Source organism: Bradyrhizobium sp. SYSU BS000235 (assembly GCF_049747295.1).
GTDB lineage: Bacteria > Pseudomonadota > Alphaproteobacteria > Rhizobiales > Xanthobacteraceae > Afipia.
On sequence record NZ_JBMHJM010000004.1, the window covers coordinates 1 to 12,036 of the forward strand.

A 12,036-nucleotide genomic window follows, 5' to 3' on the forward strand; every position below is an offset into this window, starting at 1 on the left:
GATAAAGTTGGCAACTCTGGAAGGCGACGGACGGCTCAGCGTTCTTAAGGGTAAATCGAGGTAGACGCACAAATTTAGGAAGGTTGTTCTCGAAACCGAGGCACCTAAGGCGCTTCCGCCGTGTAAGCCATTGCTGAATATGAGCTGCGGTTTCAGTTTGCCGGGAGGCGGCTAGGTCAAGCCTTCATCGGGAATGTTCAACACCGTGCCACACGCCTTGCAATGCACAGCATCGCTATCGTGGCGCTGGAGCCCACAGGTTGGGCAGGGAAACCGCACCTTGCTCGGCGTCAAGAGCGCGCGGGCGAGATTGAAGAACAAGGTCACGCCAAAAATCATGATCACCACTGAAATTAAGCGGCCGACCGTGCCATGCAGGGTAATGTCGCCAAAGCCAGTCGTCGTCAGCGCCGTAACGGTGAAATACAGCGCATCGGCATAATTGGCGATCTGGTCATTGCGAAACTTCTGGGTTTCGTAAACGACCGCATCATCACGAAGATGAACACTGCGAGGTTGGTGACGGCAAAGATCACCTCCTCGTTGCGCCGAAAGGGGCTATCGACCCGCAGCCGCACCAACATCTGATAGTCGCGCAACAGCCGCAACGTGCGCAAAATACGGAGAAAGCCGCCGGCTTCGCCCGCGAGGGGCGCTAGGAATGAAACGATCGCGACGATGTCGGTCCAGGTTGAGAGGCGCGTGAAGTCGCGGAGCCGATGCCGGCTAACAAGTAGGCGGGCCGAAAAGTCTGCAAGGATCACGAGCCCGAACAAAACGTCGAGGGTTTCAATAACTTGGCTGGAGGGCAGGAACGATGTTGCGATAATAAACAGCACCGTAACAATATCGAACGCGAGCAGAGCATAACGGAAGAAGATGCCGCTCGGTGTTGCACCCTCGTAGAGAGATCGGATCTGCTTCTGGAGTGACGCGGAGGTCATGGCGACAACTTCACCGATTCAGCTGCCTCGGATGTCGAAGCTTAGACAGGCAGATCATAGAGAGCCATCCGCGTTTCTCCGATGAACCGATCCGTCGCGCTCGCCCCGGTATCAGAGAACTCCACCATGGCAGTGGGTTCGTAAAGACTTAGCATCGAACGATCGGCCAGGATCGAAGGCTGAGCAAACTGACTAGCAGGCAATGTACTAACGGAACCCTCAGCTGCTTCGTCCGTTCATCAATATGCCGCAATGGTCGACGCGATTTCTTACTAATGCTGGGACGTGGACTGCGCGCCCCGCAGCCTTCGCCGCGCTGGGATGCTACGTCATCCTATGGGTCCTGTTCGACCACGAATCTTTTGATTGGCACGCCGCAACAACAGTTCTCACGCTTTGCATGACCCTCGTGATTCAACGATCTGAACATCGGGACACGCAGGCTCTGCAAGCTAAGTTGGATGAACTGCTCCACGTCCACAAAGCGGCTAGGAATGATTTAACCCGTCTCGATGAAAAAGAGCCTGAAGACATTGAGAAGATCCGCGAAGGCGAGCGGTCTGATGATTAGCTGATACGTGGATGAAACTGGCTGGCGCGTGGAATGCGGCGTCCAGCTCCGCCAAATCCTGCTAAAGCCTCCGCGGCATAAGGCTAGTGTCAGGCAGGGTTCTCTCAGCGTACGCGGCTGTCGATGGGTTGCTCTGGCGAGCCTAAGCCGGAGCCAGGGCTTCCGACTGGTCGGCCATTTGGCGCTGTTCCCACACCGGAATTTCGACTGGCCTGGGAAGGCGAGGTGGCGGCAGCATTGTTTGAATTGACGCTATTATTCGGGTTCGTACCTGAGGTCGTGCCGGAAGCAGCGCCAGCACCAGTGGTGTTAGCTGAAGGAGCCGTCGATGTGCCAGTGCCCCCGCCGCTTGCCGAGCCGGAAGCGGATCCGCTGCTGCCGGCCGAGCCGCCGCCACTTCCGCTTCCGGAGCCCTGAGCCAGCGCGGGAACGGAGGCGGTGACGAGCAACGCGACTAGAGCTGAAGTCAGTATCTTAGACATATCTCACTCCGGAGTTCGCGGGACGTGAGGTACCGGCTGGCTTCGTGGATTTGCAGTGCACGGCCAGCCGATCCTGAGAGCCATCCGCACGAATCCGGTCTGGACGGATCGAACGTTTGGCAAGAGGCCAAGTAAAATCTGCTGCGCACGTTCCGTTACCGCGAGTCGGTGGCCCTTGTAAGCACTCGGCTGCGCGTTCAGTTCCCCGCCACTAAGAAACCAGCTCCTGAAGCTTCGTGTTTTTTGTGTGCAGTGCAGCAACTTCCTGGCTTCGTGGCAGTTGGTAGTCTCTTTCACAAAGGAACTGCCGTGTCCCTAGCAAAAAACATCGAGTTTCTTCGACGCCTTCCCAAGCTGGACAAAATAGCAGGATTGGGCAGATTTTATCGATCCCCCGGAGCCGGTGGTGCCCACAGTCCATTGATCGAAACATCGCGCTTCGGTTCTAACCCCGGCAACTTGCGAATGCTTTCGTTTGTGCCTGACGGCATTCCTCCAAAAAGCGGACTGGTTGTTGTCCTTCATGGGTGCACGCAGAACGCTCGCGGGTACGATGCGGGAGCGGGGTGGTCGACGTTGGCGGAGCGTTACGGATTCGCGCTTCTCATGCCCGAGCAAACGGCAACGAACAACGCCAACGGTTGCTTCAACTGGTTTAATCCCGAAGACACGATCCGCGGCAGCGGCGAGGCGCTTTCCATTCGTCAAATGATCGATCACATCGTGCGCAAGCACGGTATCGATCCGCAGCGCATTTTTGTGACTGGTTTATCCGCCGGCGGCGCGATGACGACCGTCATGCTTGCAACGTATCCCGAGGTCTTTGCAGGAGGCGCGATCATCGCGGGTCTTCCATACGGCGTCGCGAGCAATGTGAAGGAAGCGCTCAGCGGGATGTTCCAGGTCCCGTATCGTTCGAACCGTGAACTGGGAGATCTGGTTCGGCGTGCTTCACCTCATAAAGGTCCCTGGCCGAAATTATCGATTTGGCATGGAAGTGCTGATCGAACCGTCAACCCGGTCAACGCGGATGAGATCATCAAGCAATGGCTGGACGTGCACGGACTTCCACTCTTGCCAATGTCGGAAGACATGGTCGATGGCCATCCACGCAAGTCGTGGCAAAACTCCGACGGACAGACAGCTGTTGAATCGTTCACGATCAGCAATATGGCGCATGGCACACCGCTTGGGATTGCGGAAAGCGGCGAGCAATTCGGCGTCGAAGGAGCGTTTCTCATCGAGGCGGGAATATCTTCATCGTTTCATATTGCGAAGTTTTTCGGTCTGACCGGGAAAGTTCACAAAGCCCGAGAGACGTCGTTGACAACAACGCCGCCGGTACTTGAAGGGGTTCCGAACGATCAACGGAAACAATCGAACACAGGCGGGTTTGGATCGAGAACCCGGAGGCGCGAAGGCGGCATCGATGTCAATGCAGTGATCACGCGGGCCCTCACAGCGGCTGGTTTGATGAAGTGAAGGCGCGATGATGAAGACGCAGCAGCCCAACTGGGCGGCGCAAAGCCTCAACAAAGCGCCGATCGGACGATCACATTTGGAAAACTATATGAACGAGTGACGTGTTGCCGAACCCGACGCCGCGCTACCGGATATGACGTCTCTCGTCAGCAGCTTGCACTGTTTCGACGCACTGGTCGGATTCGCCGCGTGGTCGGACGACAGGCCTGTCTTGAAGGGAACAAGCTCGGCTCGACGAGATTAGCCTCCGAAGTGAGGATTAATGAAAAAGCCCTTTTATTTTATGGCTGGGATCGTTGCGGCTTTGGCGATGATCCTAGCTATCGCAGCTCCGCTTACCGTCTCAAAGGAGACGAAAAGATCTATCAGTGAGAACTTTCCCCACGAGCCAAATGAACGCCCGATCTCCAGATAGGTCGGTAGTGAACCGCACGACAGGGAAGCAGCGAAATGGATCGAGAAAAACCAAACAGCGATCTGCGGCAACGGACCGACAAGAAGACTTTTGAGCAAACCAACGAGCCTTGGAAGCAGCCTGTTGAGAAGGAGCAAGATCCCGGCGAACTCACACCCGACGACCTCGAGCGCTGGCATAAAACCAACACGCACTGATCGTCGGTCTTGAAGTTGCCGCGCTCAACTCCTGACCGGGCGCAGAGTGCGATCTAATTTCTCCTTCTGCTTTTCCCAGCGCGCTTCCTCGGCTTCATAGCGCTTGTCCAGTGCGGCTCGTCGCGTTTCAATTTCGTGCACTATTTTTTCATGGCCCCGCTTTGCTTCTTCGATCGCGGCTTTTGCCTTTGCGATAGCTTGTTCCCGGCGATCGCGCTCGGCTCAGCGTTCTTCGAATTCACGGGAAAGAAATATCCGAAAGCCAAGCATCGCTTCACGCTGAGTGGGTCGCCCTTCACGGCAATCGCCGGACTTTGGCGAGAGGGCAAGAACGGTGAGCTTCCTGCCTTCACGATGCTGACGACAGAGCCAAGCCCGGATGTTGAACCTTATCACAATAGACAGGTCGTCGTGCTGGAGCTCGAAGATTGGGCGCACTGGATTTATTTTACCAAACCGCAAGCGGAACTGCTGCGTTCGCTTCCTGAGGGATCGTTGGAGGCGGATACGGTTCGCGAAGGGAGCGATTTATCAGTGGTCAATGTCGCCCACGGCAACTGCGACACCTTTCCTGCAAGCACTCACAGCCCTTTGTAACCACATTCAGCCCCCCAAAGGAACGGACGTGTCTGCGATGGGTTACCTGTTGAGTTTATCCGACATTTTGAGGAGCTGCCGTGGCGAAAGCAAAGAGGCCCAACGGTTCAACGGGCGGGGTAGCAACCGTTCACGATCAGAAACTCGCACGTGGAGAAGGGGGCGAGCTGCATCAGATTGCAGCGGGCGACGTTCCGGTCTTGACCACGGCTCAAGGCGGTCCGGTTTCCGACGATCAAAATTCTTTAAAGATCGGTCCACGCGGGCCGACGTTGATTGAGGACTTCCATTTTCGAGAGAAGATTTTCCACTTTGACCACGAGCGCATTCCGGAGCGCGTTGTGCATGCTCGCGGCTATGGGGCTCATGGTTTTTTTGAGAATTACAAGTCGCTTTCGAAATACACCCGGGCCGATCTGTTTCAGCGCGAGGGCGAACGCACTCCGGCATTTGTCCGGTTCTCGACGGTCGCGGGTAGCAAGGGATCCGTTGACCTTGCGCGAGATGTTCGCGGCTTTGCCGTTAAACTCTACACTCAAGAGGGCAACTGGGACATCGTGGGAAACAATATCCCGGTCTTCTTTATTCAGGATGCCATCAAATTCCCCGACATCATCCACGCCGTCAAGGAAGAGCCCGACTGCGCATTTCCTCAGGCACAATCCGCGCATGACAATTTCTGGGATTTTATCAGTCTGACACCCGAGAGCATGCACATGATCATGTGGGTGATGTCAGACCGGGCCATACCGCGCTCCTTTCGCTTTATGGAGGGGTTCGGGGTCCACACGTTCCGACTGGTGAATGCCAAGAACGAATCGACGTTCGTGAAATTCCACTGGAAGCCCAAACTTGGTCTTCAGTCGGTTCTTTGGAACGAAGCCGTCAAGATTAACGGCGCCGACCCGGATTTTCATCGCCGCGATCTCTGGACTTCAATCAAGAGCGGCAATTTCCCGGAATGGGAGTTGCAGCTCCAGCTGTTCGATCAGAATTTCGCTGATGGCTTCGAATTCGACGTGCTTGATCCGACCAAGCTCATTCCAGAAGAGCTGGTGCCGCCAATCCCAGTGGGCCGTCTCGTTCTGGATCGGATGCCGGACAACTTCTTCGCCGAAACCGAGCAAGTTGCGTTCATGACGCAGAATGTGCCGCCCGGCATCGATTTCTCCAACGATCCACTTCTACAAGGCCGCAATTTTTCTTACCTCGATACTCAGCTCAAGCGGCTCGGGAGCACGAACTTTACGCACATCCCGATTAATGCGCCGAAATGCCCGTTTGCGCACTTCCAGCAAGACGGGCACATGGCGATCCGCAATCCCGTCGGACGCGCGAATTATCAGCCAAACTCCTTTGGCGAGGGTCCGCGCGAATCCCCGCAGCGCGGCTTTACTTCCTTTGCTGATGTCGAAGAGGGGCCCAAGCGCCGGTTGCGCGCCGAGAGCTTTGCAGATCATTACAGCCAGGCCCGCCAGTTTTTTATCAGCCAGACCATGGGTGAGCAGCGCCACATCGCCAACGCTCTCACCTTTGAACTTAGCAAGGTCAAGACGCCGGTGATCCGGGAGCGCATGATTTCTCATCTCTTGAACATTGATGAGACTTTGGCGAACAAGGTTGGCACCGCGCTCGGCCTTAAGAACATGCCGAAGCCTGCCGATGCGGCCATGCCGACCCGCCAGGATCTTGAGCCTTCACCAGCCCTTAGCATCGTTGAAAAGGGACCTCAGCGTTTCGAAGGGCGGAAGCTGGGCATTCTCATTACGGAAGGGACGGATGCAGCTATTCTCAATGCCCTTAAGGCCGCGGTGGCAAAGGCTGGAGCGACTTTTGAGATTATCGCTCCGACGGTGACAGGTGCTGGGGCCAGTGATGGAAGCTGGATCGACGCTGACCAGATGATCGATGGAGGTCCGTCCGTCCTTTATGATGCCGTTGCGCTGTTGGCAGCGGAAGGGGCGATGGACGACCTCATGCAAGAATCGACCGCGCGTGACTTTGTCGCGGATGCCTATGCTCACTGCAAATTTATAGCCTATGTCGAAACTGCACTTCCGCTTTTGGAGAAGGCAGGGGTGATGAGCGAGGATCTCGACGAAGGTTGCATTTCCCTTGCTGGGGCAAAGGAGGCTAAGGCTTTTGTCGAAGAACTTGGAAAGCTCAGAGTGTGGGGACGTGAGCCCAACGTCAAACTTCCGTAGGTCTTCCAGAGTAGCGCTGCGCGGTGGCCGAGCATTTCTGCGGAAACGCGTCGGAAGCACTCCGTTGTGGGAAAAGGGCGGCGCGTCTTTTGAATTCACAGATACCCGCAGGCCAAGCTGCTAGGAAAATGTCGAAGGTGGTCCTATGCCAACATCAGCGAAGAAGAGTGACTTTCAGGTAAGCAAAGTCCGGCGATACCTGGAGCCGGGACCGATCGTGCTGGTGTCATCGAGGTGGGAAGGGAAAACCAACATCATGACGCTCGGTTGGCAGACGATTCTGGAGTTCTCACCGGCGCTGATCGGGTTAATGATATCGAGTGGAAGTCACAGTTTTCAGATGATCCGCAACACCGGCCAATGCGTCATCAATCTGCCGACGACTGCGCTCACAGACATCGTAGTCGGGATCGGTAACACGACCGGGAGCGAAGTCGACAAGTTCGTCCAATTCGGCCTCACTGCGGAAGATGCCGTTGGTCGATGCGCCGCTCATTAGCGAGTGCCACGCAAGCTTCGAATGCCGAATGCACGATGATGCGTCGGTCGATAAGTACAATTTTTTTATCTTTGAGGTAGTCAAAGCGCACGTTCGCCTCATCGCCAAAACACCCCCACTACACAGGTGATGGTGTTTTCATGGTGTCCGGCAAAATGATTAGCCGGCGTTCCGATTTTAGACCGGAGATGCTGCGATAGGTTGCTGATTGCCCCCGGCGTCCGCCAGCCCTTGGTAATCCAGAGGATCGGGCGTCGGAGATCCGTGATGGAAATAGTCGCCACGTCCGTGGGGCAGCGGGAACGATGTACCGCGCTCTCCAACACTCGGAAGATTAACTGATAAGTCTGTCAGCTGTTGTGCAACGAGGGGGATGACTTCGCCCTCGCTGGATGCGTCCCTCCCCGGACAAAAGGTGCGGTAGAAACCCCCGCCAATGTTTCGCCAATGAAACGGTCGCTATAGATAGGCATAAACGCGTGCGGATAGCAGCTAACTATCTGATTTATCTAGATCGTCTTGGTTGCTCGGCTCGCTCATAACGGGAGGGTTCCGGGTTCGAATCCCGGAGCGGCTACCACCGCCCGCAGACGCCGCCGGTTTGTTGTTGTTGCCTCTCTCATCATCACATTGTTCGCGACATCAGTTGGCGAAAATGACGTAGTCAATTCGACGATTTGTCGCGCGCAATGACAGCCACTTTTCAAAAATTCCATATGACTTCGGGGGAAGAGTCGGTAGGCTCAAACGACCCTGGAGGTGGGGATTTCAGCACGGAATTTTAGCGGGCGCGATCTGCTGGTGCAGCGCATCTTGTTGGCGGTTCATTATAATTTTTATTGTTAGCTCAGGAAGTTGAGCCGAAGTCTTACGGTTGAAGTGCATCACTCCTTGTGCCCATGCCGAGCATCCTCACGCAAGCTCTAATATCACTCTAGGTGCTGCAAACGGTTAGCTCTCAGCCGAGCGGATAATAGGGGCTGCCGTGTGATTGGAATAGCTATCTGGACCTTAACCAAGGAAAGAGAGGCTTTTCATGAGCAAAGGACCAACGGAAATCCGATACAAAATAAACGAAGAGTCGCTATTCGGCCCGACTCTATCAGATGGTCCACACACCCACACCTCGAACGACGGAATAACAGTTAAGGCACACGTCGAAGGTGGCCGCATCGTTGGTTATACCGCCCATGATTCATCAGGAAAGCCGATTCCAGTGCGCAGGATGCACCTGACGGATGCGACTGAGGCCTCCGACGTTCCAGCGGACGTCGAGTGCATGTACTGCATTTGCGGCGAATTCACCTGCGATTGCTGGGTGGAACCGTGCCTATAATGACATTCATCAGGGAGGCTCGCGCATGAACGGCAGGCTTGAATCAATCCGGGAAATCACTATCAGCGACGAGATGCTTTTCCCCGACGCGGAGTCGTTGACGGGTACGATCGAACGACAAAGCGCAGGGGGGGGGTCATTCTTCGGGCGGCTAGGGATGGAACGGTCGTCAAGTACAGTGCAACTGATACCGATGGGGCTCCGCTGCAAGGCAAGTATCTACGCATGACCGATGGATCTCCGGACGCTTCTACTCGCAAGACGTGCTTTTACTGCGTCACGACTGGCGGCGCCACTTACTGCACGGAAGTCCTATGTCCTACTCCAGCAGTAACGATATGAATACGCGAGAAAATGCTGGACCAGCCGCATGATTATACTGAGAAACCCCGCTTCGGCGGGGTTTCGAAATCGACTCTCGATTCTTTGGTTTCCAGCACGGCAATCGGCAGATAAACGGAAATTTCGGCGTTAGCGGCGCGGAGCGATATCAAGAGCCGCGTCAAGCAGCTGATGGCGCGTCGTTAGGCTCGCTTTCGAGTTCGGCCTTATCTCGATGCAGCACCAGACGGCATAACGTTCGAGCGCTTGACGGCGATTATCGATGCCTGACCGATCATCTTCCTAACGTCAGTATCCGAGTGGGGGCGTATGACTGAAAATTCTGACGACAACACGGATCCGAAGGAATCGTCCGCGCAAGTCGGTCGATACTTCGCCCAAACATTCATGTTCCGGGCGCTGATGGAAGTCATCGCGGAGGAGCTCGATATCTCGCTCCAAGACGTCCAGGACAGGACGCTCGCAAAAGTCACCGCGGAAATTGCCGGGATGAAGCTGCACGCGATTGGCCGGCCGGACCGCCAAGCGGCGATGGCCAAGTTTGACCTCGCCATCAAGGCAATCTTTGACGAGTATCCCGCAGAGACGCAGCAGTAGTTCGTTGCGGAAGCTCGCTCGTACTTCCTATCCGTGACCAGCGCGCATTACGCGCTTGTCTGCCATCGCCGATGGCCAGGTTCTCGAGGAACACGTCGGCCTTATGTGGGGTCGAAGAAATGCAGTCTTATGTGGGGATTCACAACGGCATCTTGGACGATCGGGAAGTATGCCTAGAATTCATCTCCACGACGAATGAGACGATCCGGGACTAATGAGACGATCCGGGACTTAGGATGTCCGGAAGGTCGAACAAGAAGTTCGCGCTTCGGACAAGATCATCGAGGACGTGCAAACGAACTTGGCCGAGAAACGCGGTGAGGTCTCGCCTGGCGACGTTACCAGCTGCCGCGCTCGGCATCCAAGTAAGCTCGCACGCGAGCCAACGAAAATACGTCGCCTTGTCCCATGATCTCCGCAGGCGAGCGACCGCCAAACGCGTCGTTTGGCTTGCTTATCCAGGCGTAACCGCGCTCCGGATATGCGAAGAGGTAGCGCAGCCGCTTGTGAATGCTTATCAACAGCGAAAGGCGCGTTGCAAGATCTCGGTCCATACGTCCCGGATTGCCTGCCTTCCAGCGTGCGTAAGTTCGGGCCGACAAACCGCCAAGAATCTCGCGCGCGTCTCCGTCGCTTCCGCCGGGCCATTGGAAGATGGTGAACATGAGCTGACACCTCAGCTCGCGCTTTTCCCAGGCCTTCAATAAAACCTAGAGCCAAGTCCCGCCGGCCGCTCGCTCGCTACGGCGCTATGGGGAGCGCGCTTCGCGAGCGGCCTAATTCCGAGCTTCGCTGCGGGACTATCTAAGCTGGTTGAAAGAAAACCCCCGTGGCGATCAGGGAGTATCGAGTCGGGTGACTCAATCCCCGGAGAGTTGATCGAATCCTCGGGAAAGGCCTAATCAAGGCCCAGCTTCGGCTAAACCGCAGGAGAGGCGGAGAAGGGTGCCTCGTGCATGGTGATTTTTACGCAAAGCACCCTAACCGACCTTCTCACTGCCAGCTGTCTAAATTAAAACTCAAACGAGCCGATTTTTTCTCAACAAATTCAAGGACATTTCGCTCGATTTTAAGAGATCGCTGACGGCGCAAATCTTGGCGTGCGTGGCATAGCCTTGCGAACGGATATTCGTTCCGACACTGGAAGCCGTCAGGATGCCGTCCCAAGACGTACGGTTCATTCAAGATGCGGCTGCAATGCAGGATTTGGAGGAAACAAAAGAAGCCGCGGCGTTGTAACGCTCGCTGCAACAGTCGAAACCGCCGTTTTAACCCGAATGCGTCCGGCTGTTGCTTGCACAGCACCAAAAAGCAACAAAAATGAAACCGCAGTCGCATTCCATAATATACCTTATGCGAATTGTGGATATGGAAGCGGCGGATACGATCCCGCTTCTGTTGCTCCCCCTGTCCTACACGGTCGATTTTGGCACCGGCTGGACTCGATTTTGGCACTGAGCGGTCAGGCGCTCCGCGTCGCTCGTCGCATTAGCAGCTCTCTCTTGGCCGATACGTAGCGTCCTTCATGGCGTCGCGGTTCCAGAGACACGCACAGCTTGTTGGCCTGGGTGCATGCCAGCGCCCAGTAAAGCCGACCGTCCTCGTGTCCTCTGCTATCTCGGCGACGTCGGCATCTCTGCCGCAATGGCGGGAAAGGCCAAGGTTGCCACATTGGCGATTTCCGCGAGGGCTCGCCGAACAGAGTGATTTACCTTCAGCACGTGATGGCGGCCGCCGAACGTGATCGTCATTCTACCGAATATGAAAACGCCATCATGCGGGCCCTTCTGTGCTGAACCGTCCACGCGCTGACCTCGGCCGGGTCCAAGTGGAATCATCCAAGACTGCAGGTCCCGTCATAGGAGCGACGCGACACCCGCAAGACGGTCGCGGTCGGAAGTTTGACGGAAGAACTTGATCTCTGATTGCGCACGGCAGGCGTAGACGGCCAAGTAGGTCGAGTTTGGGATCCACCGGTTATCGGCAGGTGTCGGCGCCGGCGGCCACTGGTGCGGCGACGATGTAGATTCTGCTTGCACAATTGATTCGCCCTACCCGAGTCGCTGCCCCGCGATCGCCAGGGTGTTTGGATCACCCGGCCTTGACCCGGCTTCCCGCAGGACCGAGATCGCTCAAGGGTCCGTATGCAGGCCCCTTTCATTGATCCCCAGCATCGAGATTGCGTACGCGCTGTTTTCGGGCCACGGCTTTGAGGTCGTTGATGGCGATAGGCCCACGCAGCAGCTGATCGATGTCAGAGGATCACGGCTGAGGATGGTAGTTGCGTACGGAAGCATTTGATAAAGTCGCGTTTCCAGTTCTTATAGGTAGTCGGCATGAAGGCTATGCTGGACCGAGTGACCCGAGGTC

The 12,036-nt window shown here is 55.9% G+C and carries 7 protein-coding genes and 3 pseudogenes; 8 read left to right on the plus strand and 2 right to left on the minus strand.

The features are described from left to right. Positions 1-171: 171 nt before the first annotated feature. Positions 172-944: pseudogene (locus tag ACP0KA_RS27630) on the minus strand (potassium channel family protein). Between the two features lie 244 nt (positions 945-1,188). Between ACP0KA_RS27630 and ACP0KA_RS27635 the strand changes: the two are divergent. The 8 genes and pseudogenes from ACP0KA_RS27635 (at position 1,189) to ACP0KA_RS27670 (ending at position 9,666) form a co-directional block, all read left to right on the plus strand. Next, a complete protein-coding gene (locus tag ACP0KA_RS27635) occupies positions 1,189-1,515 on the plus strand; it encodes a low affinity iron permease family protein (protein WP_424632165.1) in 327 nt (108 codons plus the stop codon). 225 nt (positions 1,516-1,740) lie between these two features. Next, the gene (locus tag ACP0KA_RS27640) at positions 1,741-1,932 is read left to right on the plus strand and encodes a hypothetical protein (RefSeq protein WP_424632166.1); all 192 of its coding nucleotides are present in this window, start codon (positions 1,741-1,743) and stop codon (positions 1,930-1,932) included. A 374-nt stretch (positions 1,933-2,306) separates the two neighbouring features. Further along, positions 2,307-3,479, plus strand: coding sequence for a PHB depolymerase family esterase (locus tag ACP0KA_RS27645; RefSeq protein ID WP_424632200.1), 1,173 nt, complete (start codon positions 2,307-2,309; stop codon positions 3,477-3,479). Between the two features lie 450 nt (positions 3,480-3,929). Continuing rightward, complete coding sequence (locus tag ACP0KA_RS27650) at positions 3,930-4,091, plus strand: hypothetical protein (protein WP_424632167.1); 162 nt, start codon at positions 3,930-3,932, stop codon at positions 4,089-4,091. Between the two features lie 222 nt (positions 4,092-4,313). Then, positions 4,314-4,688: pseudogene (locus tag ACP0KA_RS27655) on the plus strand (SOS response-associated peptidase family protein); the annotation flags it as partial. Positions 4,689-4,768: 80 nt separating this feature from the next. Beyond that, positions 4,769-6,892, plus strand: a complete 2,124-nt coding sequence (locus ACP0KA_RS27660; protein WP_424632168.1) for a catalase — start codon at positions 4,769-4,771, stop codon at positions 6,890-6,892. Between the two features lie 145 nt (positions 6,893-7,037). Beyond that, positions 7,038-7,591, plus strand: a pseudogene (locus ACP0KA_RS27665) (flavin reductase family protein). A 1,787-nt stretch (positions 7,592-9,378) separates the two neighbouring features. Beyond that, positions 9,379-9,666: a hypothetical protein gene (locus ACP0KA_RS27670; protein WP_424632169.1), complete on the plus strand. Its 288-nt coding sequence runs from the start codon at positions 9,379-9,381 to the stop codon at positions 9,664-9,666. 338 nt (positions 9,667-10,004) lie between these two features. Here the strand turns inward: ACP0KA_RS27670 and ACP0KA_RS27675 are convergent, their stop codons facing one another. Next, complete coding sequence (locus ACP0KA_RS27675) at positions 10,005-10,331, minus strand: MbcA/ParS/Xre antitoxin family protein (RefSeq protein ID WP_424632170.1); 327 nt, start codon at positions 10,329-10,331, stop codon at positions 10,005-10,007. Between the last annotated feature and the right edge of the window lie 1,705 nt (positions 10,332-12,036).